This window comes from Cognatundibacterium luofuense (assembly GCF_018139685.1).
GTDB lineage: Bacteria > Pseudomonadota > Gammaproteobacteria > Burkholderiales > Burkholderiaceae_D > Undibacterium > Undibacterium luofuense.
Map to the genome: position 1 here is coordinate 196,283 of NZ_JAGSPN010000003.1, position 25,795 is coordinate 222,077.

At 53.9% G+C, this 25,795-nt stretch carries 21 protein-coding genes; 13 read left to right on the plus strand and 8 right to left on the minus strand.

What is annotated here, in order from left to right:
• Positions 1 to 56: 56 nt before the first annotated feature.
• The 6 genes from KDM89_RS06230 (at position 57) to KDM89_RS06255 (ending at position 5,944) form a co-directional block, all read left to right on the plus strand.
• Positions 57 to 959: a LysR family transcriptional regulator gene (locus KDM89_RS06230; RefSeq protein ID WP_212687075.1), complete on the plus strand. Its 903-nt coding sequence runs from the start codon at positions 57 to 59 to the stop codon at positions 957 to 959.
• Positions 960 to 1,125: 166 nt separating this feature from the next.
• Entirely contained in the window at positions 1,126 to 1,911 is a 786-nt protein-coding gene (locus KDM89_RS06235; RefSeq protein WP_212687076.1) for an SDR family NAD(P)-dependent oxidoreductase, read from the plus strand.
• Between the two features lie 122 nt (positions 1,912 to 2,033).
• Complete coding sequence (locus KDM89_RS06240) at positions 2,034 to 2,678, plus strand: Rossmann-fold NAD(P)-binding domain-containing protein (RefSeq protein WP_212687077.1); 645 nt, start codon at positions 2,034 to 2,036, stop codon at positions 2,676 to 2,678.
• Between the two features lie 181 nt (positions 2,679 to 2,859).
• Complete coding sequence (locus KDM89_RS06245; RefSeq protein WP_212687078.1) at positions 2,860 to 4,431, plus strand: alpha/beta fold hydrolase; 1,572 nt, start codon at positions 2,860 to 2,862, stop codon at positions 4,429 to 4,431.
• 183 nt (positions 4,432 to 4,614) lie between these two features.
• Positions 4,615 to 5,079: a hypothetical protein gene (locus KDM89_RS06250; protein ID WP_212687079.1), complete on the plus strand. Its 465-nt coding sequence runs from the start codon at positions 4,615 to 4,617 to the stop codon at positions 5,077 to 5,079.
• Positions 5,080 to 5,269: 190 nt separating this feature from the next.
• Positions 5,270 to 5,944 (plus strand): TetR/AcrR family transcriptional regulator, encoded by a 675-nt coding sequence (locus KDM89_RS06255; protein WP_212687080.1) that lies wholly within the window; start codon positions 5,270 to 5,272, stop codon positions 5,942 to 5,944.
• A gap of 175 nt (positions 5,945 to 6,119) precedes the next feature.
• On the opposite strand, the gene KDM89_RS06260 is transcribed toward KDM89_RS06255, so the two are convergent.
• The gene (locus KDM89_RS06260; protein ID WP_212687081.1) at positions 6,120 to 6,833 is read right to left on the minus strand and encodes an FMN-binding negative transcriptional regulator; all 714 of its coding nucleotides are present in this window, start codon (positions 6,831 to 6,833) and stop codon (positions 6,120 to 6,122) included.
• 51 nt (positions 6,834 to 6,884) lie between these two features.
• Entirely contained in the window at positions 6,885 to 7,235 is a 351-nt protein-coding gene (locus tag KDM89_RS06265; RefSeq protein WP_212687082.1) for a DUF3147 family protein, read from the minus strand.
• A 200-nt stretch (positions 7,236 to 7,435) separates the two neighbouring features.
• Here KDM89_RS06265 and moaA point away from each other — a divergent pair, with 200 nt between their 5' ends.
• The 7 genes from moaA (at position 7,436) to KDM89_RS06300 (ending at position 17,065) form a co-directional block, all read left to right on the plus strand.
• Positions 7,436 to 8,464, plus strand: a complete 1,029-nt coding sequence (gene moaA, locus KDM89_RS06270) for a GTP 3',8-cyclase MoaA (RefSeq protein WP_212687195.1) — start codon at positions 7,436 to 7,438, stop codon at positions 8,462 to 8,464.
• 40 nt (positions 8,465 to 8,504) lie between these two features.
• Positions 8,505 to 10,427, plus strand: a complete 1,923-nt coding sequence (locus KDM89_RS06275; RefSeq protein ID WP_212687083.1) for a type IV pili methyl-accepting chemotaxis transducer N-terminal domain-containing protein — start codon at positions 8,505 to 8,507, stop codon at positions 10,425 to 10,427.
• A gap of 26 nt (positions 10,428 to 10,453) precedes the next feature.
• Positions 10,454 to 11,104 (plus strand): response regulator, encoded by a 651-nt coding sequence (locus tag KDM89_RS06280; protein ID WP_212687084.1) that lies wholly within the window; start codon positions 10,454 to 10,456, stop codon positions 11,102 to 11,104.
• A 73-nt stretch (positions 11,105 to 11,177) separates the two neighbouring features.
• Entirely contained in the window at positions 11,178 to 11,882 is a 705-nt protein-coding gene (locus tag KDM89_RS06285) for a Crp/Fnr family transcriptional regulator (protein WP_212687085.1), read from the plus strand.
• An 11-nt stretch (positions 11,883 to 11,893) separates the two neighbouring features.
• Entirely contained in the window at positions 11,894 to 13,039 is a 1,146-nt protein-coding gene (locus tag KDM89_RS06290; RefSeq protein WP_212687086.1) for an NnrS family protein, read from the plus strand.
• Between the two features lie 141 nt (positions 13,040 to 13,180).
• A complete protein-coding gene (locus KDM89_RS06295; RefSeq protein WP_212687087.1) occupies positions 13,181 to 13,642 on the plus strand; it encodes a hypothetical protein in 462 nt (153 codons plus the stop codon).
• A 264-nt stretch (positions 13,643 to 13,906) separates the two neighbouring features.
• Complete coding sequence (locus tag KDM89_RS06300) at positions 13,907 to 17,065, plus strand: MORN repeat-containing protein (RefSeq protein WP_212687088.1); 3,159 nt, start codon at positions 13,907 to 13,909, stop codon at positions 17,063 to 17,065.
• Positions 17,066 to 17,136: 71 nt separating this feature from the next.
• On the opposite strand, the gene KDM89_RS06305 is transcribed toward KDM89_RS06300, so the two are convergent.
• The 6 genes from KDM89_RS06305 to KDM89_RS06330 are packed head-to-tail and all read right to left on the minus strand — an operon-like array spanning position 17,137 to position 25,756.
• Positions 17,137 to 19,911 (minus strand): nitrate reductase, encoded by a 2,775-nt coding sequence (locus tag KDM89_RS06305; RefSeq protein ID WP_212687089.1) that lies wholly within the window; start codon positions 19,909 to 19,911, stop codon positions 17,137 to 17,139.
• A 24-nt stretch (positions 19,912 to 19,935) separates the two neighbouring features.
• The gene (nirD, locus tag KDM89_RS06310) at positions 19,936 to 20,274 is read right to left on the minus strand and encodes a nitrite reductase small subunit NirD (RefSeq protein ID WP_212687090.1); all 339 of its coding nucleotides are present in this window, start codon (positions 20,272 to 20,274) and stop codon (positions 19,936 to 19,938) included.
• Between the two features lie 17 nt (positions 20,275 to 20,291).
• Positions 20,292 to 22,721: a nitrite reductase large subunit NirB gene (nirB, locus tag KDM89_RS06315; protein WP_212687091.1), complete on the minus strand. Its 2,430-nt coding sequence runs from the start codon at positions 22,719 to 22,721 to the stop codon at positions 20,292 to 20,294.
• Positions 22,722 to 22,736: 15 nt separating this feature from the next.
• On the minus strand, positions 22,737 to 23,576 hold the full coding sequence (locus KDM89_RS06320; protein ID WP_230427699.1) for an ABC transporter ATP-binding protein: 840 nt from the start codon (positions 23,574 to 23,576) through the stop codon (positions 22,737 to 22,739).
• Between the two features lies 1 nt (position 23,577).
• Entirely contained in the window at positions 23,578 to 24,465 is an 888-nt protein-coding gene (gene ntrB, locus KDM89_RS06325) for a nitrate ABC transporter permease (protein ID WP_212687092.1), read from the minus strand.
• A 10-nt stretch (positions 24,466 to 24,475) separates the two neighbouring features.
• Entirely contained in the window at positions 24,476 to 25,756 is a 1,281-nt protein-coding gene (locus tag KDM89_RS06330) for a CmpA/NrtA family ABC transporter substrate-binding protein (RefSeq protein ID WP_212687093.1), read from the minus strand.
• Between the last annotated feature and the right edge of the window lie 39 nt (positions 25,757 to 25,795).

The window sequence follows — 25,795 nt, forward strand, 5'->3', positions numbered from 1 at the left end:
CTGATGTTCAGCCAGCCAGTGGCAGGCAAGGGTGAATTTCTTAAAAGGAAATGATGATGGATCAGCTCAAAAGTATGCGTCTGTTTTGCGCGGTGGTGGAGAAGGGGAGTTTAGCGGCTGCCGCCGAGGTACTGGAGATGTCCACGCCGATGGCAACCAAGTACCTGAATGCGCTGGAAACCCGCCTCGGCACCCGCCTGATTCACCGCACCAGCCGTCAGCGCAGACTGACACCTTCCGGCGAAAACTACTATCTGCAATGCAAGCAAGCGCTGGGGCTGATTGACCAGGCAGAGGCGGATCTGATCGAAAGCACCGAGCTGCCGCGTGGCAAACTGAAAGTCAGTGCCCCGACCTGGCTGATACATCCGGGTTTTGGCGGGCTGGTCACCGCTTACCGTCAGCAATGTCCGGAGGTGACGCTGGATTTACGGCTGAATGAAAAGCTGGTTGATCTGGTCGCAGAAGGTTTTGATATCGCCCTGCGTGCCACCCAGCAACCCGCGCCGCAACTGATCGCCCGCCCTTTGTGTACCGTGCATTTCGCATCGGTGGCGTCGCCTGCCTGTCTGGCTGCGCATCCGGTCAGTACGCCGGAAGATTTTTTGCAGGCACCGGCTGTGGCGCCAGCGGAAGTCGATTTGTCATCAATGTGGCTGATGCATAAAGATGGCCAGCAGCGGCCTTTGCGTGTCAGCGCCGGTTTGCTGACCGATAGTGCCGCAATGGCAAAATGGTGCGCAATGGCGGGAGCCGGTACCGCGTTTCTGCCTTTGTCTATGGTGGCGGAAGAACTGGAAGACGGACGCCTGCAGCGCGTGCTGCCGGACTGGCAAATCCGCCCGATTACCCTGTTTGCGGTGTACACCAGCCGCCGTCAGATGTCGCCGCGTTTGCGATATTTTATTGATTTGCTGGCAGAACAATTGCCGCAATTACCCGGATTTTCACGTCAATAGACTTAGTTTTACCGAAAAAAGACAGATTTTTGCTCGCAGGTAGGGAGACCTGCTGAAAAAATTTGCTTGACGGATGCAGGCATGATTTCTTAGGATGTCTCGCAAATGACCAACGGTCATTTATTTTTGGTCGATAACTGACCGTTGGTCATTTAAAGGGAAAATCATGGAAAAAGTGAGCGGCAAATGGGCATTGGTAACGGGCGCATCCAGTGGTTTCGGACAGGATTTCGCTGCTCTGTTGGCAGAGCGTGGCTATGATCTGGTGCTGGTGGCACGTCGTGCAGCGCCGATGGAAACGCTGGCCACACAATTGCGCAGCCAGCACCACGTGCAGGTGAAAGTGATTGCACAGGATCTGGGTAGCGCAGAAGGGGCGGATGCGCTGATGGCGACGCTGGCAGCGCAAAACATTCAGATTGAAACGCTGATCAATAACGCAGGTTTTGGTGTGTTCGGTGAATTTACCGGACATCCGTACGCCAAAACCGAAGAAATGCTGCAACTGAATATGATGACGCTGACCCGGCTGACCCATGCGTTCGCACAGCAAATGCAGCAGCGTGGCGAAGGACAGATTTTGCTGGTGGCCAGTATCGGCGGTTATCAGGCCACGCCGTTTTACGCTGCGTATTCCGCCTCCAAAGCCTATGTGTTATTGCTGGGTGAAGCGCTGAATGTGGAAATGGCAAAATACGGGGTGAACGTCAGCGTGTTATCACCAGGCATTACCGCAACCGGTTTTCTGGATGTATCCGGTCAGAAAGCTACGCTGTATCAGCGTTTAATGATGATGCAATCACGTCCGGTAGCGGAAATTGGCTTGAAAGCCTTATTTGCAGGCAAACCGAGCGTGATTCCGGGCATCATGAATAAGCTGACGATTTTTTCGAATCGTTTTGCGCCGCGCTGGCTGCAGGCGAAAATCGCCGGTGCGTTAATGAAAAACTGAAAGCGGTTGCGCTTTACCTGTGCGCAGATCAGCCCGTGTCAAATCTAATTTTTCACTGTAGGGAAAAGTGGTTGTGAGTGTGAATGTACGGGTAAGTGTGAAAGAGAGACAGGAATACGCTTATGAATAAACATCTTTTAATTCTCGGGGCTACCGGGCTGGTCGGGCAGCAATTATTGCAGCAAGCCTTGCAAGATCCGACGGTCAGCCGCGTCACCGCACCCACCCGCAAACCGCTGCCACCGCATGCGAAGCTTGATAATCCCATCGTCGATTTTGCAGCCTTGCCGGAACAGGCAGCGTGGTGGCAGGCCGATGCGATGCTATGTGCGCTCGGCACCACGATACGCCTCGCGGGCAGTCAGGAAAACTTCACGCGTATCGACCATGATTACGTGATCCGCGCCGCACAGCTGGCGCTGAATGCAGGTTGCAAAACCATGGTGTACAACTCCTCACTCGGCGCAAACCCTAATGCCAGTTCGTTTTATCTGCGTTCCAAAGGCCAGACCGAAGTAGCATTGCAGGCACTGGGATTCACTTCGCTGAACATCGTGCGGCCTTCATTGCTGGGGGGTAAACGTTCAGAACACCGGCCCGGCGAAGCAATCGCCTTGCGTGTGTTCAGCTGTTTAGAACCACTGATTCCGCGTAAATACCGCATCGTACCCGCCAGCCGTGTTGCGCAGTGTATGCACCGCATGGCAATGGAACCCGGCACGGGCGTGCACATTCTGGAGTCTGCGGCCATTCTCGGACAGGAATGATCATGCGGTGCTGACAGGCACTGCGCTTCACCGTTGTTTCAAAGTGATGTTTACCGTTAGCTGGTCGATATATTTGTATTCTTAACATGAATTCAGGCAGACTGCGTAAGCCCTGACAGTTGCTGCGTATTTCACACTGAATCCAAGCCTGCAGGCGTCATTCTTCTTACCGGAGTTGCTTATGAATCCTGCGCTGCGCTTGTTATCTGCTTTTTTTCCGCGTGTTAGCACCATGATCAGCGCTGGTTTGTGCGCTGGACTGATGTTGTTTAGCGTGCAGCAACAACCGGTGCAGGCCGCTGGAAAAATCTACGATCCGGTCGCACAGGATCCGGTAATACAGGATCAGAAATATCCGCCCAAAGTATACGAAGTGGCGTTTGACAGTGCCGGTGTGCGTCTGTACGGCAAAGTGTATGCCGCGCAGGGTGCAGCACCGAGGCCGACGATACTGATCGCACGCGGTTTTCCGGATATGACTTCCGGTGCTGATCTGGCGCTTATTCTGCAGCGCGCCGGATATAACGTGATGATGTTCAGTTTCCGTGGCAGCTGGGGAATGGACGGTATTTTCACGATGGAAAATGCATATCAGGATTTGAAGGCGGCGACAGCGTTCTTGCGCAGTTACCGCAGTTCGCTGACGATGCAGGTTGATCCGAATAATATCGTCGTTTACGGTTACAGCTTAGGCGGGCCGCTGGCATTGCGGCTGGCGGCAGAAGATGCCCGCATACGCGGCGTAATACAGCTGGATGGCTTGGATATGCGGGTCATGCAGCCCGACAGCGGTGATCAGACTAAGCCCGCGCTGACCTTACGCAGCATTGCTGTTCCCACTGCCAATGCTCAGCGCATTAGTGCGGATGTCGCCAGCCACTGGACAGAATGGAATCCGGCAAGCTATGCAAGCAAACTGCAGGGAAAATCCTTGCTTCTGCTGTGGGCTGCACGAGGAAATGGCGGTTTAATCAATGCTTATGGACCATCGCTTGCCGCGATGTATGGGAAAACCAGTCATCTCACAGAAAAAACGCTGCAGACCGATCATGATTTCGCAGACAGCCGGATCGCCCTGGCGCGCACGGTACTGGGCTGGCTGAAGCAAGTGCCGATGCAAGCCCCCAGCCTGACAGAGAAACCGGTAGCGGTGCAGCGGAAGCCGGTGCAACTCAGTGCCGCACAAATGGAAAATTATGTCGGTACCTATGAATTGAATGGAATGCGTTTATTTGCCCGAATTCATCAGGGACAGTTGCAAGTGGCAGACGCCAATCAGGAATGGAAGCAAGTCAGCGCACTGGAGGCGCATCGCTTTGTCGTGCAGGGCGAAGAAGCGAAGGATTGCGCAGATATTGAAGCGAATGAAGATCTGGCCGGAAACGTGCTGTCCTTCACGCAGCACTGCAGCCGTCAGTCCATGGAATGGAAACACATCAGCAATGCATTGTTGTTTCCGCCTGAACGTACGTATATCGATGCGGATGATGCAGTGCTGGCCGCGTACGCCGGAGAATATGCAATGCCAGCTAGTATGCGTATCGAAGGGTTGATGCAGGTCAGGGTAGATGGCAAGCGCCTGATCGCAACACCACCAGCTGGTGGTCGCGTCATTTTATATGCACTGAGCGACACGCTTTTTGTTGATAAAGCCGGCAGTATGGAAATGCTGTTTGTGAAAGACAGTAAAGGAAATATCAGCCACATTGATATGCGTATGCAGGGGCGTGAGTACCGGTTTCAGCGGCGTTAGTGTATTAAAATCTGTGCTGAAAACAGCGAGTGACTGGAGGACGAAAAACGTGTCTGATATCCCTGTGTATTTTTTCGTAGAAATGTCGCAGTATTGATAATTTAAATACCGATGCACGTCATCGGATAAGCGGAATTTCTGATTTAGTTCTTAGTATCATATTTATGTAAAATATTATTTATCATGAATGAGTCTATGCAGCCGGTGTGGATTGTCTTTCCGAAAATTCCGTGGGGAAGTCTTGGTTGGCGTATGGGGGCCGGAGAAGTCTATTGGTGTGAATGGACTACCTGGTTTCGCTCGCTTCCAGAAACCGAACGGCACGTCTACAAGTCCAAATGGCTTGAGCCTGATCGCTGGATAGGTTTTTACTCCTTCATTGAGACGGGAAAGTTGCCTGAGTGGTTTCAAGATATGCGCCGGAAAGTTGCTGAAGCTGCCATCCCTCCAACTCCTGATGAGGACATAATTGAGCACTATTTTCGCGTGCTTTGGCTCATTCGCGAGCACCTCAAGCGAATTTGCGTCGAGCATCCTCTTCCCGGGGAAAGCATTGCCGAGCTTTATCTGGGACCGGATGGAGTGCAGTGGCGGCTATCGTCCGATGCGATTCGTGGTGGAATGAGGTTGGTGCGGCAAGCGCAATGAGGTATAACTTGCCACTTCAGCAGACCGCCCTCAATATCCGCTCACTTACATTAGAAACACCATCCCTCTCGTCGCTGAGGAGAAAATGTTCTGAAATCAGAGTAACCAAGGAAAAGACTTTTTGTCAGTTCCATTTCTTACCCGCGCACTGGCAAGGCTACAATAGCGGTCTTGTGTTTTGAATCCTGTTATGAAAACCCGTGCCCTCAGTCATCACGATAAACAAGCCAAGCGCAGCCTGATACTGGATGCGGCCCGTGCCTTATTTTTGCTGAACGACCGGCAATTGCCGTCGGTGATCAGCATCGCGCAGCAGGCGGGGCTGGCAAAGGGGACGGTGTATTTGTATTTTCAGACCAAGGAAGAGATTTTTCTGTCCTTGCTGGAGCAGGAATTTCACGGCTTGCTGCATGCCATTCGTTCAAAGCTGGGTACACTGGCGGAAGCCGGTGCGGGGAACGGGATGCTACCTGAACAGCAGAGTGCGCTGGCGGGGCAGTTGATTGCGGGGATTCTTTCTTATCTGGATGCGCATCCGGCGTTTCTGCGGCTGGACGCGATGACGTACAGCGTGCTGGAACAAAATCTCAGTGAAGCGTTTCTGCGCGATTTCAAAATAGGCTTAACGCAGGCGCTGACGGCAACCGGAACCATACTGGATCAGGCTTTGCAATTACCGGAAGGTCGTGGCACCAGCCTGCTGTTGCGCAGCCATGCGCTGATCCGTGGATTGTGGCAATCGCTGGATTATCCGGCGCATTTGCGCCAGTTCCTGAACGAACCGGAGTTCGCTGCTATTCGGCCCGACTTCCGTACCGAGCTGCAACAAGCCTTGGCGGAATACTGGCGCGGCGCGCTGGCCTGAGCCCGCGAAACCAGCCTGCTACGCCCGCAAATCGCATCCTGATTGTGCAGAAGTCCGCATTCGATCATTTCGGAGGCCCGGACTTTCTGCCGACAAGAACGGAATCGCTATGCTGAACTCCGCATTTCGGGTGTTTTCGGGCAATTTCAGACTGTTTTACGGGCTCACTGCTGCTTCAGGCTTTCCCGTCAGCCGGACCGTAGCCTTGCAGTATCGTTGCCAGCGCTTGCTGATGTTCCGAGCCAGCGGCTTGCAAGCCGTGTACCAGCGAATCATGATTCTGGCGGGTTTTGTCCTGACTGACTTTCCACTTGCCTTCCAGGGTAGCAATATCCAGTTCGATGCCGACGATGGCGGTGCAAAGTTTTTCAAGATAGTCTGCTGGCGCATCATCGACGCTCCACGGGTGGGACTGACTGCTTTCGTGCTGGTCAGTCAGCTGGCGCAGGATTGCCAGCAGAGCTGCCGGTTCGCTGACGGTGCGCAGCGTACAGCGTGCATGAACCACCGCATAATTCCAGGTCGGCACCACACGCGGATCATCGGCTTTGCTGGCGTACCAGTTCGGTGAAATATACGCTTGCGGCCCCTGAAAAATCACCAGTACCTGCTGACCATCGGCATGTTTCCAGATGGGATTAGCGCGTGCCACATGGCCGATCAGTTTGCCGTGACCTTGTTCACCGGCAACCCATTGCAGCGGAATGTGATCGGCGCAAATATCGCCATCCTGACTGGTAATGATGGTGGCCAGCGGAAATTGCTGCATCAGTGCAGACAATACTTCGGGACGGGTTTCCTGAAAACGGGTCGGGTTGTACATGGGTGGATTGTGGTCGGATAAAGGTGAAAACGCTGATAGTGCAGGAATTTTCAGCAAACGATGCATGACAATCGATCAGGCAAACTTGCCATATCTGTATCGGAAAGCAGAGCTTATTTACAGCAGATGCACCCCGAAACGTCGCATGATCAGCGCAAATCCGGCAAACAGCGCAATCGTCAGCAGTGCTGACAGGATCAGTGCAGGCCAGAACCCCAGCCGTGATAACAATGCCGGAAACATCAGAAACATGGGCAGCGTCGGTAGTACGTACCAGAAGGTGTACCACGCGTGCGAAGCAATTTTTTCCTGCGGCTGTTGTTCAATATGCAGCCAGATCAGGGTCAGGATGGTGACAAACGGCAGCGCAGCAATCAAGCCGCCCAGCTTGTCGCTGCGTTTGGCAAATTCCGAAATCGCAACCACCAGACCTGCTGTCACCAGATATTTTGTGATTAACCAGCTCATGTCAGATTCCTTATAACGGGCAGTAATAGCAGGCGGCGATTATAAATGCTGGTGCTGCGCGCCATGATGTCAGTCTGTATCGGGCAGATTTTTTGGGAGAAAAGCGGACAGTGCCTGTCAGAAAATAGTTCGAAAGAACTATATGCTCTAGCCAGCCAGAGCAATTGTGTGCAGACGATGACTGGAACAGAATGAACATTATGCCTGCCAATTCCACCATTGCTGCCATTGCTGATCACCACGACAACCGGCCCGCGTTGCGCGACCGCTTCGGACGTGATATTCGCTATCTGCGTATCTCAGTCACGGATAAATGTGACCTGCGTTGCAATTACTGCATGCCCAAAGGTTTTCGCGATTTTACCGAACCGGCGGAGTGGCTGACCTATCCTGAAATTCTGCGTTTGACGCGGGTTTTTGCAGCACTGGGTACGCGCCGCGTGCGGATTACCGGCGGCGAACCGCTGACCCGTAAAGGCTTACCGCAACTGATCGCCGGTATCAGGGATATCGACGGCGTCGAAGATATTTCACTGTCCACGAATGGCACTCTACTGGCTCCGGTGGCGGCCGAATTAAAAGCGGCTGGATTGCATCGTCTGAATGTCAGTCTGGACAGTTTAGACCGCGCCTGCTGGGCTGGGATTACCGGTGCAGACAAGTTGCCGCATGTGTTGTCTGGTCTGGCGGCAGCGCGGGAGGCAGGCTTAGGGCCGGTCAAAGTCAATATGGTCTTGCTGAAAGACGTGAATGAGCATGAAATTCCCGCTGTGGTGCGTTATTGCTTTGAGCACGGCTATATTCTGCGGCTGATCGAAGAAATGCCGATGGGACAAACCGGTGCTGCGCGCGGGATGGCAACGCTGGAAACGATACGGCAGCAACTGGTCAGCGAATTCGGTCTGGTGCCTGTGACCCGGGAGCTGGGCGGTGGCCCGGCGCGCTACTGGGAAACGCCGGATGGCAGCAATTCGCTGGGCTTTATCACACCGATGAGTCAGCATTTCTGCGCCAGTTGCAACCGCGTACGGCTTGCCTCCGACGGACGTTTGTATTTGTGTCTGGGACAAGAACACAGTGCTGATCTGCGCGCGCCGCTGCGCGATGGCTGCAGCGATGCTGAGCTGACCGCGATCATCCGTCAGGCGATTGAACTGAAACCGGAAAAACACGAATTTCGTGAGCAACCGCATCAGATTATCCGGTTTATGTCGCATACTGGCGGCTGAACACGGTAATCCGCTGATACTCTCTTAAGCTCCGCAACCTATGCAAAACCTGCTGCTACCTTTACGCCAGCGTCTGACTTTCCGGATTCTTGCCACCACGCTGGTGGGCCTGATGCTGACCTTATCTGCGGTTGGCTACACCTTGCTGTTATCGTGGCAGCTGGAAGGTGGTGCAGCAGCAATTAATGAAGCGGGCACCATGCGGATGCGCTCTTACAAGTTGCTATCGCAAATCAGTCTGAATGCGCCGCCGCAGGCATTGCAGGATGAGTTACAGGAATTCCGTCAGACTTTTATGCTGCTGCATAAGGGAGACCCGCAACGGCCATTATTTTTACCGGCGACTCCTGCGATACAGCAGCAACTGAATGATGTGGAACGCCGCTGGCAGCAGGAAATTCAGCGTTATACCGAGGCGGTACTGAATGCGCAGGATGGCTCGCAACGTCAGGCTGCGTTATCGGTATTGCGTGATCACATTCCTTTATTTGTCGGCAATATTAATCAACTGGTATCGGCCGTAGAAACGGAGCTGGCAGAAAAAACCACATGGTTACGGCTGTGCCAGACCGCGCTGATTTTTATGTCGCTGGCTGCCAGTGTCGCGGTCTTGTATCTGTTATTCCTCTGGATTATTTCCCCGGTGAATCGCCTGCAGCAGGGCATTGCGCTGATGACGCAGAATCATCTGGATGCCAGGGTAGAAGTTGACAGTGAAGATGAGTTCGGAGAACTGGCCAAAGCCTTTAATCAGATGGCCGATAAAATTCAGATGGCGCAGCGTACACTCGAAGAAAAAGTGACGGAAAAAACGGCAAAGCTGCGTTCACAAAACCATGAGATCTCGACTTTATATGAGATCGGCGGATTTCTGGCCGGGCCGCATACGATAGAGGAACTGAGTCGCGGATTTCTTGCACGGATTATGCAGCGCACCGGCGCAGATGGCGGTACGGTCAGAATTCTGGATGGCGACAGCGATAATCTGCATCTGACGGTGCATGAAGGCATTTCGGAAGACATCACCGACAAAGAACACTGCATGAAGGTCAACGCATGTTTTTGCGGCGAGGCGACGCGCAAAGGTGTGATTGTGATTCAGGATTTGCAGGCACTGACCACACCGAAAACCTATCTGTGCAAAGAGGAAGGTTTCCACGGGCTGGCAGTATTTCAGATTACCGTGCTGGATAAGGTCATCGGTAGCTTCTCTCTGCATTTCCGCGACGCACGTCTGCTGACTGCTGAAGAGCGCCGTTTGCTGGAAACACTGGGACGGAATCTGGGCGCAGCGATTGAGAATCAGCGTCTGATTGCCAAGGAGCGTGAATACGCCGTGTCACAGGAACGCAATCTGATGGCGCAGGGTTTGCACGACAGTATTGCGCAGGGTCTGAACTTCCTGAATTTGCAGGTGCAGATGCTGGAAGACTCTCAGAAGCGTGGTCAGTTTACGGAAGTCGAAGACATTATTCCTTTGTTACGTGCAGGCGTTCAGGAAAGTTATGAGGATGTACGTGAGCTGTTACTGAATTTCCGTACCCGTCTGCAGGAGTCCGATTTTGAAGCAGAGGTGCAGAATGTGCTGAAGCGCTTTGAACGTCAGACAGCAATTCAGGCAAATCTGGAAGTCAGCGGGCAAGGTGCGCCGCTGGGGCCGGAGCAGCAATTACAGGTTTTATTTATTTTGCAGGAAGCCTTATCGAATATCCGCAAACACGCGCAGGCAGATCAGGTACTGGTCAGCATTCTGAACGAACGCGATTTTATGCTTAGGGTAGAAGATAACGGACGCGGGTTCAGCGCTGCCGAACTGGCAGAAAAAGGCGATTCCCATGTGGGATTGCGTATTATGCAGGAGCGCGCTGCGCAGATGTCTGCGAATCTGGATATTCAGAGTGCCAGCGGCGAAGGTACACGCGTCATTCTGAATCTGATGCGCCACGAACGGCGCGTTGCCTGATGATTGAGGCGGGAGACAACATTACAATGACGATTAAGATTTTACTGGTAGACGATCACACACTGTTTCGCACAGGCATTCGCTTGCTGTTGCAACGGCAGACGGATTTTGAGATTGTCGGTGAAGCATCTGATGGTGCGGAGGGCGTCAAACGTGCGCGCCAGTTGCAACCGGATGTGGTACTAATGGATCTGAATATGCCTGGCTTGTCGGGTCTGGAGGCAATGCGCCTGATCGTCGCCGACATGCCATCGACGGCAGTACTGATGCTGACCGTATCCGAAGAAGCAGAACATCTTGGCGAAGCCTTGCGTACCGGTGCAAAAGGTTATCTGATCAAGAATATTGAAGCGGATTATCTGGTGAATGCTGTCCGTCGCGCTGCTGCCGGAGAACCGGTGGTTTCCGAAAGTATGACGGCTAAACTGGTGATGCAGTTACAGCATCAGCACAACAGCCCGGCAGCGTCAGAAAAAGAAAAACTGACCCCGCGCGAACGTGAAACGGTTGCCTGCCTGGCGCAGGGACTCAGCAATAAAGAAATTGCCCGGCAGCTGGATGTGGCCGAGAGCACCGTCAAAATTCATGTTCAGAATATTCTGAAGAAACTCAATCTGTCCAGCCGCGTTCAGATCGCTGTCTACGCGGTGGAGAACGGGCTGGATAAAACGGCCTAAGCGTTCTAGTTCTCTTGACGTATAGGCAGTCCGGCGGTGTTTACTTAGACTGTGTGCTGACAGGAGGGAGCACATGGACTTTGATACCGTTACCGGCGTACTGCAGAATCAGCGCCTGTTTAAAGATGTCAGTACCAGTGAGCTGCGTTGTATTGCTCCGGAACTGATACGAACCGAACTCCGGCGTGGCGAGCATTTACGAAAAACCTATGAACTGAACGATGCAATTGATCTGGTCGTTTTTGGCCTGGTCCAGCTGGTATTGCCTTCTGATCAGGGGGCACACCGGATTATGGAACTGATACGGCCGGGGCAAAGCCTGGGCGAAGTCATGTGGATGCGCAGCAAGCCCCTGCCGTTTTGCGCCGTCGCCGCTGAACCTACGCTGATTTATCGCTTACCGGCAAGTACGGTCAGCTGGCTGATGCGGACTTCACTGACCTTTAACCGCAATCTGGCGGAAGGTCTGGCCGACCGTATGGCTGGTCTGATGCACAATATCGAACGTCTGAGCATGCAAAACGCTACCCAGCGGGTTGCCGACTATTTGCTGCAGTCAGCTGAAATGCAGGGATCAGACCGGTTCCGTCTGGAACTGAAAAAACATTTAACTGCCTCATTTCTGGATATTTCTGCAGAGACTTTATCGCGGGTTTTTCACCATCTGATGCGTGACCGCATGATACAGGTCAATGGTTCAGAAATTGCGATTCTCAGCAAGGAAGGCCTTGCACGCTTGCTGCAACCGGCACCTATGCAAAACACGATGCGTGCCTGAAACGGAACACTATGCAATTACTTCGTATTGCCCCGCACCGGCTGTATTTTTTCAGTGGCATGCTGGCGATTCTCGCTATGTTTGGCTGGTGGGGATACCGTTTACCAGCTTTGTCTGCCGGTGGATTGCAAACGCACGCGATGCTGATGCCGCTGGGCTTCTTTCCCTTATTCATTCTTGGATTTACCTTTACCGCCGGGCCGAAGTGGCTGGCGATGCCGGATGAAAAACGTGGCTTTGTGCTGGCTGGTGCCAGCTATCTGACTGGTGTGGCCGCGCAGGTTTTTTCAGATATCAGCGGGCTGTCATGGACAGGGCTGGTCGGCAGCCTACTGATGTTACTGGCCTGGCTGGGAGTGACATTACGCTGGGCAGGAATTTGTGGCAGCAGTGCGGTCAAAGACCGCTGGCATGGCTGGGTATTATTGTCCGGCATGATGCACGGTGCTGTTGCGCTGTTTACCCTGATGCTGGTCCGGGCAGGGCTGTCGCAATACGCATTACCGACAACGGCACTGGCGGTGTTTGGTTTCTTGTTGCCGGTATTTCTGAATGTCTGTCACCGTATGCTGCCATTCTTCAGTCAGAATGTTGTTCAGCCTTATCAGATGTGGAAACCCTACTGGTTGCTCGCAACATGGGTGGTTTGCTGTGAGCTGATTGTCATTGGTCAGGGATTCGTAATACCTGTAATGACAGCCACAGGTGCAGCGGGCTTATGTCTGAGCGGCATGACAGCGCTGTATCGCTGGCAAAGTCATCGCTGTCTGAATAATCGCTTGCTGGCGATGCTGCATTACGCGTTTGTATGGTTACCTGTTTCAGCGGCATTGTTGCTGGCGCAGGCATCGGGTCTGAATACCGGTAGCGCTGCAGTACACGGATTTGCGCTCGGGCTGATGGGATCGATGCTGATTGGCTTCGTCAGCCGTGTTTCCTTCGGACACAGCGGACGTCCTTTGCAGGCACCAAACTGGTTATGGCTGGTCTACTGGGCAGCACACTTCGCAGCAGCATTACGTGTACTCGCCTCAATACTGCATCAGACGGTACTGATGCAGGTGTCGCTGACCATCTGGATTATCGCCTTACTGGTTTGGGGGGCGAAATTGTTACCTGTATATCTGCAACCGAGAGCGGATGGCAAAGCCGGCTGACGATCCGGTCGCAGAAAGCCGAACAGATCGTCAAATACACCGATACCGGTCGTATCATTGCGCTGATTTGTTTTCTTAAATATACGATTTGGACACATGGAGCCTGCATGGTATCGTGCTGCATCTTATGGAAAGGTGAAGATGATGCAGCGTTTCATGCCGGCTGTGACAACCGTATTTTTAGTATGTTTGTTTTTATTCTCCGCAACTACAGGTGCAGACACCGGTGAACTGGAGAAAAAAGTACAGACACTGACTGAGACAGTGCCACCTGTGTCGGCGTATTCTCATACGCCACAACGTCGCCTTCCGGTGCCGGAACCCGACAATGCGCCAGCATCCGCTTCAGCGGCTTCTTCAGCATCAGAAAAACTGGTTGATAAAAACCGCCATGATGCAACCCGTGAGGCCTTCCGTCAGCGGCTGGAAAAGGGGCGTTCAAACCGCACCGAGGGTGGCATCGAAGAACAGCGCATTTACGAAACCGATGGTCGTCCGGTCTCACAGATCAAAACACCTTACGGCACTTACTGCGTTCGTCATCGCAAACCCGGTGAACCGGATCATCTGAAACCACCTTCTGTGCCGGGTAAATGTCCTTAACCACCTTGCTGATGTTGCTCATGTCCCTCTCGCGTTGATGTGGCATACGGACGCCGTTGTTGTGCAGAAAGCCGCATTTATAGTTTTCGGAGAGCCGGACTTTCTGCCGACGAGAGCGATTTTGCTGTGCTGAAATCAGCATTTTAACCATTTTTGCCGTTTTTACCCGCCTGATCCCCGCCTGATTTTGTATTTCGGATGTGCTGCCTTAGACTTAGCGTACAGCGTGCTTAACCGCTGGATTTGCTACAGGAGCGGGAGACGATGAAATATTTACTGATGAGTCTGGTGTCAATTCCGGCGCTGGTGTCCGGCCGTGAAATGCTTGCTCAGGAAACGCAAGGAGCCATGGTTCCTGCGATCGTCTCTGGGGTTGTGACAGACAAAAAAGTTTTCCCGGACGGCTCGGAATATACCGGTGAACTGCAAAACGGAAAGCGCCATGGTAAAGGGGTTGCGGTCTGGCCGGACGGACTGCGCTACGAAGGTGAGTGGCAGGACGACAAGCGGCACGGACATGGTAAATCGAGTAATAAGGGCGAATCGTATACCGGAGAATACCGTAACGATCTTAAGAACGGCGTCGGTCGCTATGTATGGACGAACGGATCGTCGTACGAAGGTGAATTTCGCAATGGATTAGCGCATGGCTTTGGTGTGATGCTGAATGCCAGGGGGCTTCGCTATGAAGGTGAAATGGAAAATGGCAAAGAAAATGGGTATGGCTGGACAGAAGTGACCGCAGCTAATGCCATTAGCCTCGACATCGAAAAGACTTTTTTGGGTGTTTCTACCGGCGCTTACGAACGCATCACGCTCGGCGTAGGAGATACCTACTCCAGCATGCACCGCAATGGCTCATTCGTTGATTCTGGCTGGTTTGTAGAGAAGAATGGCAAACGACAACAGACAAAGCGTCTCGATTACGGAATTATTAAACTGACTGGTGACAGCACGGAGCCAACTGAACTGACTTCAAATGTGGCAAAAACCCGTCAGGCTGCACAGGATGCGCAGCGACGGGCGACAGAACAAGTCGCAAAGACGCAAAGTATTCTTCAGCAAATTCAGCCCGCAGGTAACGGCAGCAATATGCAGGTGGCGCTGTTACCTCCGGTTCCTGTGAATCCAAGACTGGCATACACTGCGACGGCACAGACTCCGCAGGCAGCTCCGCCAGAGTCTCGTGCAGTTGGTCAGGGCAGTGAGGCAAGCGTCAGCAAGCAGGGTTCCGGCGGATCGTCAGTAGCTCCGGCAGCAAATCAGGCAGATACCCTGACGGCGGTGACCACCTCAACTGTAACCAGTACGTCATCTAATGCGAATCCGGTTAAACCGGTAACGATGAGTACGCCGGCAAATACAACGGTAACCGCTCCCGGAAAACCACTGCGCTATCCCGACGGAAGCAGTTATACCGGTGGCTTGCTAAATGGTAAGCGCCATGGCACTGGCACCATGGTTTGGCCCGATGGCGACAGTTACAGCGGTGAATTTCAGCATGATCAGAAACAGGGGAACGGGCGCTATGGATTTGCCGATGGCAGTTTCCTGCTGGGACAGTGGCAGAATAATCAGTTCAGCGGACTCGGTATAGCGGCATTCAAAGACGGCACGCACTATGAGGGTGAGTGGCAGAACGGCGAAAAGCATGGTTACGGACGAATCACTCTGGCAAGTGGTAAAACCTATACCGGTGAGTTTCGGAAAGATAAGCTGGAAGGCTGGGGACGTGCGGTGCAAGCTGATGGCAGCCGGACTGATGCGAAATGGACAAAAGATGCGCCTGACGGTGTCGCCGTCTTTGTCTGGCCAAATGGTGCAATTGATGATCAGGTGTTGCGCGCGGGCTTTATCCGCAGTGAAGTACGGCGTCAGCCCGGTGCCGTACCCGCCAAATCTGTACAGGCCTTGAACGAACAAATTGAGAAAGCAGTGCAGGCTGCTTTGACGGCGAGCAAACGGGCAACAGAGCAGGCCAATAGCGCGCAGGCAGTTGCAAAATCGGTCAATCCCGCCATAACACCGGTTGCCGCATTCCAGTCGGTTACCCCCGCCATCGTTGCCGCACCGAATTCTGTACCTGCGCCTGCGCCAGTCGTAGCGGCGAGAACAGAAGCTGTACCGCCGGTTACTGCACCCGTACAGAAGTCCGTGCAGCAGACAGAAATAAACGGAAAGAAAGTCTTCGGTGCCGAAGTCGGCAAAGCGCAGCAGGGTGTTTATGAGGGCGCGTTGATGAACGGTGTTCGCCACGGCTATGGTGTCATGGCGTTTAATGACGGGCGACGCTATGAGGGTGAGTGGAGTAATGATCAGTTCAACGGCTACGGTGAATTGATCCGGGCCAATGGTATTCCGGTCTATGTCGGGGAATGGAAAGACGGCCATTACCACGGCAAAGGGCGCGCAACCTATGGTCCCAACGGGAATGTGGAGTGGCGTGAAGGAGACTGGGATTACGGGCAACCCAGTGGCAGATCGGTCTGGCACCAGCGAAATGACGGGCTGGAAGTGCTGGAAATTTATAATGCCGATGGTGATCGGATCAGTGAACAGGTTGTGACCCCGGCCCAAAGACAGGGAAATAATTCGTCAATTCTGGCTGCCGCTGCAACAGCGCTGGCCCAGATGCGTCAGAAAGCCAGTGTGCCGGATATTGTCGCCGCACAACAGCGCGGAATTGCCATGGCGCAGCAAGTGCAGCCGCGGCCAGCTTTGCCCAGTCCGCAACCGGTGTATAACAATACGGCACCGAATACTGGGCGCACGGCAGTACCTGAAACCAGCGTGCTGCCGCCTGTAAAACCAGTTTCTCCTGTCGCAAAGCCTGCGACGAATATACCGGCCAATACGATTCCACAGGCAGTTAGCACGGCAACGCCGGTTCCCGCAGGGAACAGTCAGGCAGTTGTACATGCCCCTGTATCTGGCAATGGCGCTCCCGATTTCGTACAGGATTTCAATAACCGGGCTGCGGCCCTGAAAGTATCACCGGCTAATTCGGTATCAGCGACGCCTGCAGCCAAAACGCAAGTATCTTCCGGAAATGTCTCTCAGGCGGCGAATACTGTGCCAGCTCCTGTCAAAGGAAAGGATTGCCAGTTACCGGATGGCAGAAATGCTCCGGGGAATACTGCGGGCTGGTTTGATTGCGAATATGAATACAAAATCGTTACGGTCGAAGGGAGGTGGACAGGTTGCGAATCTTCACGTGAGCTCGCGTTGCGCTGGGCACAGCGTGGTTTGGAAAGTAACGGCATTGAAGCATGCTGGGCACTGGGTACCGGCTGGAATGCAGTGGATACAGACAAAAAAATGTTCCAGTTCCCTGGCTATGAACAAACACCGGTTTGCAAGGATGGTAAGAGCTGGAAAGCGGAAATTACACGGGCTATGGCAATTTGCAGAAAGCACCGCTGACAAGCCATGTAGATTTCAGATGGATTCGATGGCTTGTTGTGCGGCGCTTCCGGTGCGGAATGTTTTGCAGGTCAGGCGATATGCAGTACCTTCTGACGTAAGTTCCGTATGCTTTGTTTTAATTCCGGCACACAAGAGCCACAGCGCGTTCCGCAATGCAGGTTTTTCTGCAGATGCTGCAAAATTTTTTGTTCTGCTTCCGGTGTTGCGGGCGCTTCCTGTTGACTGAGGAACTGTGAAATCTGCGCTTCACTGACGCCCAGACACTGACAAATTTGTGCGCTGCGTTGAATGACAATTCCTGCCGGAGCTTTATCCTGTAACAGTGATGATGACGGCATATCGATTTCTCTGGCTTCCTTAAGCCATTGCCTTATCCATTCCGGTAAAGGATGCCGGCCAGTTTGCATAAGGGTTTGTAACTGCCGGTTTTCCAGCCGGATCAGCCGCGTACTGCGCTGCGCATCCTGATAGCGTATGTGATCTTGCTCGCTGAATCCGAATACCTCCGCCAGTGCTTCAAACATGGCGGGTTCAAGCTGATGCAGGCAGGCAAACAGGGAAATGCCGGTGGTGTTGCCACCGAAGGGCAGACATTCTGCGTAGGGTAAATCACGCAGCAAGTGGCGACAGGCGCGTTGTACATCGGCGATCCGCTCCGTCGGTAAGCGGCTGACGATATGCAGGAAAAACGGGAATTCCTGCTTTTGCAGTTGTACGCTGGCAAATTTGAGTTCCGGCTGAAATGATTGCGGATCAAGTGCAGGGCTGGCTAAGGTATTCGCACCCAGATTACGGATATCGCCGCTGCATCCCCAAACATATTCTTCGCCCCAGTGCATAGGCAGCCACAGCATGCCGCTGCGTAATGCGGGGTTGGCGCGGATGCGCCAGATTTGCTGACCGCGCGCGTTGCGCAGACTGACCATATCACCATCTTTCAGGAAACGTGCTGCCATGTCCTGCGGATGCATTTCTAGTAGCGGTTCCGGCTGATGTGCGAATGCAGCGGGATTCACACCGGTACGGCTCATCCCGTGCCAGTGATCACGCAAGCGCCCGCCGGACAGGATAAACGGCGTTCTGGCATTGATTTTGTCGATTGCAGGCTGATACGGCGTACAAATCAGACGCGCTTTACCGTCGGCATGCGCAAACTGAAAATCCGTGTACAGCCGCGCTTTGCCCGTAGTTTGTCCTTCAGGGCAGGGCCATTGCTGCGGTTCCTGCTCCAGCAGCGCATAACTGAGACCGGTAATATCCAGATCCCTGCCACGGGTCAGTGCGCGGTGCTCATTCCAGATTTCCTGACTGGACGGATAATCCAGGCGCAGCGCTTGCTTCTCCTGCATCTGCGCCTGGATTGCCTGTCCGATCCGACTTGCAATCCACCAGTCCGGTTTCGCCATTCCTGCTGGTGCAATGGCTGCGCGTACCCGCGAGATGCGGCGCTCGGAATTGGTCACCGTGCCTTCTTTTTCCCCCCAGCTGGCCGCCGGCAGTAATACGTCGGCATAGGCGCAGGTCGCGGTATCGCGAAAAGCTTCCTGTACGATGACCAGTTCTGCCGCTTCCAGTGCCGCCCTGACTTGCGCCTGCGATGGCAGGGAATGGGCAGGGTTGGTGCAGACTATCCACAGTATCCGTATCTTGCCACTGCGGGCTGCTTCAAACATATCCACCGCCGTGGTTCCGGCCTGAGCCGGTAATTCCGGTATGCCCCAGAACTCAGTCACTTCTGCACGATCTTCTGCACTGTTCAGATTGCGGTGTCCGCACAATAGGTTCGCCATACTGCCGGTTTCCCTGCCACCCATCGCATTTGGCTGACCGGTCAGCGAAAAAGGGCCGGCTCCTGCACGGCCTATCTGCGCAGTGACCAGATGCAGATTGATCAGTGCGCTGTTTTTTGCTGTACCGGCGCTGGACTGATTCAAGCCCTGACAATACAGCGACAGGCTCGCAGGCGATTGCGCAAACCAGCGTGCGAGCTGATAAATATCGTCGGCGGAGACGCCGCAAATGGCTGCTGTCTGTTCCGGCGTGCAGTGACGCACACTGTCGCGCAAGGCATCAAAACCACTGGTATGCGCCGCAATCCAGTCAGCCTGTATCCAGCCCTCCCAGAAGCAGATATGCAGCAAGCCATTGAGCAGTGCGACATCAGTGCCGGGTTTGATTGCCAGATGTAAGTCCGCATCCTGTGCGCTGTCGGTACGGCGCGGGTCCACCACCACCAGCTTCATCTGTGGTCGTTTGGCGCGTGCGGCTTCCAGTCGGCGGTACAGCACAGGATGCGCATACGCCGGGTTCGCGCCGATGATCAGCACCAGATCCGCATGATCCAGATCTTCATAATTGCAGGGTGGCGCATCGCTGCCCAGCGATTGTTTATAACCAGCGACCGCACTGGACATACACAGCCGCGAATTGCTGTCGATCTGATTGGTGCCTATCAGCCCGCGCGCCAGTTTGTTAAACAGAAAATAGTCTTCGGTCAGTAACTGGCCGGAAACATAAAAGCCTATGCTGTCCGGCCCGTGTTCCTGCACGCAGCGGTGGATACGCTGCGCGACGTAAGCAATGCTGGTATCCCAGTCAGTTGCGGTCAGCGCATCAGTCCGCTGGTGGCGCAGCATGGGTTGCTGCAAACGGCGCTGAGCCTGCACCAAAGGTGTGCTGGTCAGATGCAACTGGCTGCCTTTGCTGCACAGCCGTCCGAAATTCGCCGGATGTTCCGGATCACCGCGCACGCCGGTAATCTGCTCGCCGTCACTGCTGATCAGCACACCGCAACCTACGCCGCAATAGCAACAAGTGCTTCTGGTTTCTTTGTGCTCAGACATACTGTTCCCCGTCCGTGATGCGTATCAGGCTTTGCCGCCGCAACGCAGTTCGGTTTCATCCATCAGCACCTGTCCCTGTTCCACGCGCACCTGAAACCGTGCAGCGCAACCCTGATCTGGGGCCACCGCTTCACCGCTGCGCAAATCGATATGCCAGTTATGCAGCGGACAGGCAACTTTATCGCCGACCACCATCCCCTGCGACAGCGGGCCGCCTTTATGCGGACAGCGGTCTGTCACGGCAAACACCTGATTTTCAGCGGTACGGAAGATGGCGACATCGTCCATCCCTGCGCGTTGCAATATGCGTGCGCCCTGACGCGGAATATCATTCAGTTCGCAGATTATTTTCCATGTAGTCATGATGATGGCTCCCGGTTTCAGACAGTCAGTGCGCTGAACTGGCGTGTATCGACATGCGCCGCCTGCGGCTGATGCCACGGATCCGCTTCGCCACTCAGTGCAAACAGTAATTCTTCATACAGTGCGCGGCGTTTTTCCGCATCCTGCAGAATCACCGACTTTACGTAATCCAGACCAACACGGCTGACAAAATGCACGGTGCGTTCCAGATACCAGGCTTCCAGCCGGTACAGCTGCAGGAAAGCGCCGGTGTATTCCATCACTTCTTCCGCTGTTTTTACCTTCACCAGAAACTGTGCGACTTCGGTTTTGATACCGCCATTGCCGGCCACATAAATTTCCCAGCCCGAATCCACGCCGATCACACCCACATCTTTGATGCCGGCTTCCGCACAGTTACGCGGACAACCGGATACCGCCAGTTTGACCTTATGCGGCGCATACATACGTGCCAGCGCACGTTCCAGCTGCTTACCCATAGACGTGGAATCCTGTGTACCAAAACGGCACCATTCGCTGCCTACGCAGGTTTTGACGGTGCGCAGCCCCTTGGCATAAGCCAGACCGCAAGGCATTCCGAGATCCTCCCATACGGCAGGCAGATCGGCTTTTTTCACACCCAGCAAATCAATACGCTGACCACCGGTGACTTTGACAGTCGGGATCTGATATTTATCGACCACATCGGCAATGCGGCGTAAGTCCGCGGCACTGGTCTCACCACCCCACATGCGCGGAATCACCGAGTAAGTACCGTCTTTCTGAATATTCGCATGTGAACGTTCGTTGATCATGCGCGATTGCGGATCGTCTTTCGCTTCGTGCGGCCAGGTCGAAATCAGATAATAATTCAGCGCCGGACGGCAGCTTGTGCAGCCATCAGCACTGCGCCACTGCAATTGTTTCTGTACATCGGGAATGCTGAGTAAGTGCTGTTCGCGTATGGCGAGCCGTACTTCCGCGTGGCTGAGATCAGTACAGCCGCACATCGCTTTTTTGCGCGGTGCAGCGGAATAATCGCCACCGGCGGTGCTGACCAGTATCTGTTCCACCAGACCGGTGCAGGAACCGCAGGAAGCGGATGCCTTAGTGTGTTTGCGCACATCTTCAATCGTGAATAAGCCTTTCTCCCGAATAGCTTTCACGATGCTGCCCTTGCAAACCCCGTTACAACCGCAGACCTCGGCCGTATCCGGCATCGCAGCCGCCAGTGAATGGCCTTCATGGCCGGTATCACCGATACTGCTTTCACCAAACATCAGCTGATCGCGGATGCTGCTGATGTCTTTGCCTTCGCGTAGCAGACGGAAATACCATGCGCCGTCTGCCGTATCGCCATACAGACAGGCACCAACCAGCTTGTTGTTTTGCAGTACCAGTTTTTTGTAAATACCACCGTTAGGATCGGACAAGACAATTTCTTCGCGGCCTTCGCCACCCATAAAATCACCGGCAGAAAATAAATCAATGCCGGTTACTTTCAGTTTGGTGGACGTCACGGAGCCCTGATAACGCCCGATACCGAACTCGGCCAGATGATTGGCGCAGACTTTCGCCATATCGAACAGCGGCGCTACCAGCCCGTAGGCCGTACCGCGATGGCTGACGCATTCACCGACTGCATAAATACGCGGATCATAGGTTTGCATGGTGTCGTTCACGACAATACCGCGCTGGCAATGCAGGCCAGCCGATTCCGCCAGTGCGGTATTCGGACGGATGCCAACCGCCATCACGACCAGATCGGCAGCGACTTCGCTATCGTCTGTGAAGCGCAAGGCACGGACTCGTCCCGCTTCGTTGCCCAGTAATGCAGCGGTATTTTTACCGAGCAGGAAATGCAAACCTTTTTGTTCCAGCGATTGCTGCAGCAAACCGGCGGCAACCGGGTCCAGTTGTCTTTCCATCAGCCAGCCCGGTAAATGCACCACACTGACTTGCATGCCCCGCTGGCGCAGGCCATTGGCGGCTTCCAGTCCGAGCAAACCACCACCGATCACCACCGCATGTTTATATTGCTGTGCTGCCTGTATCATCGCCTCCGTATCAGCGATATCGCGATATGCAATCACGCCCTGCAATTCACGCCCCGGCACTGGCAGCATGAACGGGATGGAGCCGGTCGCCAGTATCAGTCTGTCGTAGGGCGTGACGCTGCCGTCATCTGCAATCACCTCGCGCCGGTGGCGGTCAATTTTTGTGATGGTGGTGCCGGTGCGCAGCGTAATACCATTGCTCTTGTACCAGTCCCAGTCGTTCAGAACAATGTCTTGTAAGCTCTGTTCACCGGCCAGTACCGGCGACAACAGAATACGGTTGTAATTTGGCCATGGCTCGCTGCCAAACACCGTGATCTCGTATAAATCCGGTGTCAGTTTCAGCACTTCTTCGATAGTACGCACACCGGCCATGCCATTGCCGACCAGTACCAGACGCAGTTTTTTCATGATGATCTCCGTGACTCAGGCAGCCTGTGTGGCCGGATGTTGCTGGCGGTGATACAGGAATTCCAGAACCGCGCTGCGGCAACGCTGATATTCGCTGTCCTGTGCCAGCGCAACGCGGTCACGCGGATGCGGCAGAGGCACTTCCAGCACTTCACCTATCGTTGCAGCAGGGCCGTTGGTCAGCATCACGATGCGGTCGGATAACAGTACGGCTTCATCAACATCATGCGTCACCATCACCACAGTGGATTTTGTCTGCGCCACGATTTTCAGCAATTCATCCTGCAAATGGGCGCGGGTCAGCGCATCCAGTGCGCCGAAAGGTTCATCCATCAGTAAGACTTGCGGTTGCATTGCCAGCGCACGGGCAATACCGACCCTTTGCTTCATGCCACCGGAAATTTCATTCGGACGTTTTTTTGCTGCGTGTGACAAACCCACCAGTGCCAGTGCCGCTTCGGTGCGGTCACGCAGTTTGTGTGCGGACTCTTTGCGTGCAAACACGCGCTCCACACCGAGATACACATTTTCAAAGCAGGTCAGCCATGGCAGCAGCGAATGATTTTGAAACACCACCGCCCGTTCCGGCCCCGGCCCGCGTACTTCGCGCTGCGCACACAGCACATTGCCGCTGCTGGGCGTCGTCAGTCCGGCAATCAGATTCAGCAAGGTGGATTTGCCGCAGCCGGAATGGCCGATCAGTGACACAAATTCACCGCGATGTATCTGCAGATTGATATCTTTCAGCGCATGGAAAGCTTTTCCCTTGCTGTGAAAAACCATTTCCACCTGCTCAATGTCGATATATTTTTTGTCGTGCGGATGCAGATTCAGTTCAGATCTCAGTTCAGACATTTCAGGCTCCTGTATCTTCGTAAGTCACGATTTTTGCCAGCGTCACCAGCATTTGTTCCAGCAGCAAACCAACACCGCCGATAACAAAAATCGCAATCAGGATATGGCTTACATTCAGGTTGTTCCATTCATCCCAGACCCAGAAACCGATACCGACACCGCCGGTCAGCATTTCTGCCGCCACAATTACCAGCCACGCCGTGCCGATCGCCAGCCGCACACCGGTTAATAAATGCGGTAACACTGCGGGAATCAGAATTTTGGTCAGAATTTTCCATTCGCTCAGATTCAGTACCCGCGCCACATTCAGATAATCCTGCGGTACGCGCTGCACACCGGTCGCGGTATTAATAATCAGCGGCCAGATTGAACAGATGAAGATTGACCAGATCGCTGCCGGATTCGCAGATTTGAAAATCAGCAAACCAATCGGCAACCATGCCAGTGGCGACACCGGTTTCAGCAGACTGATCAGCGGTTGCAGCATGCGGTGTGCGAAGGCAGAGCGCCCGGTCAGAAAACCCAGAGGAATACCCACCAGCGCTGCCAGTCCGAAGCCCAGCGCCACCCGTTTCAGCGAAGCCAGAATATTCCAGCCTATGCCCTGATCATTCGGGCCATGCTGGTAAAACGGATCACTGAATACAATGCGTGCTTCGGTCCAGGTTTGTTCAGGACTCGGAATACTGCTGTTTTTAAATGAAATGATTTGCCAGATTAAAACCAGCAAAGCCAGACCGGCAGCCGGCGGAATCAGTTGCAGCAGCAGGCGGCGTACAGAAAATGCCTGCCATTGCTGCTGCAAAACAGTGCGGGCTGCGGATGTTTTTTTCGTGGCGGTTTGCTGGTCAGCCTTCGCGTTCATGGCGGCGGGAAGTGATTTGCTCATGATCGTGACCTCAGGCTCTGATCTTGAATGAAGCTGCATAGACCGCCGGATTTTTACCATCCCAGACCGTACCATCTGCCAGCTTGCTGCTGCGCATCAGCTCCTTCGGCACGCTGACACCGGCTTTCGCAGCACCATCTTTGTACAGATCAATCCTGTTGACTGCTTTAGCGACAGCCAGATAATCCGGATCCGCTTTCAGCAAGCCCCAGCGTTTATGCTGGGTCATGAACCACATGCCGTCCGACAGGTAAGGGAAATTCACCGCGCCGTCATTGAAGAATTTCATGTGATCAGGGTCGTCCCAGGTTTTTCCTAAACCATTCTGATAACGGCCCAGAATCCGCTGATTAATTACGTCAACGGAAGTATTCACATACGCCTTATCGGCAATCACTTCGGCCATTTTGTTTTTGTTCGACAGCGATGCATCAATCCAGCGGCTGGCTTCCAGTACCGCAGCGATCAGCGCTCTGGCGGTGTTCGGATACTTATTACTGAATTCTGCAGTGGTGCCGAGCACCTTTTCCGGATGGTCTTTCCAGATTTCCTGCGTGGTGGCCGCCGTGATTCCGATGCGGTCAACAATTGCACGATGATTCCACGGCTCACCGACGCAGAAACCATCCATATTGCCGACCCGCATATTGGCCACCATTTGCGGTGGCGGCACGGTAATCACTTTGGCGTCTTTCAGCGGATGGATGCCATGTTGTGCCAGCCAGAAATACAGCCACATTGCGTGGGTGCCGGTGGGGAAGGTTTGTGCAAACGTATATTCACGTTTATCTGTCTGCATCAGTTTCGCCAGCGAAGCACCGTTGACCGCGCCTTTATCCGCTAAGGCTTTCGACAAAGTGATGGCCTGACCGTTATGGTTCAGCGTCATGAGGACATTCATATCCTTTTTCTGGCCGCCTATACCTTGCTGCACGCCGTAAATCAGGCCATACAGCACATGGGCGGCATCCAGTTCGCCATTCACCAGTTTGTCGCGCACACTGGCCCACGATGATTCTTTGGTCGGAATGATTTTGATACCGTATTTTTTGTCGAAGCCGAGCACGGAGGCCATCACGACGGAGGCGCAATCGGTCAGCGGAATAAAACCAACCCGGACTTCTTCTTTTTCGGGCTTGTCGCTGCCCGCCGCCCAGACGTGGGGGGCTTGCCCCAGTATTCCTGCTCCCAGCATTGCACTCGCTCCTTGTATCCATTTCCGGCGTGGCAGATCGCAGGTCTGTGACAGTGTGCCGGTTGCTGACGCGGACTTCAGATTGACTTCACTCATCGCAGCTCCTTCGTGATTAAGATTCAGAAAAGCAAAAAG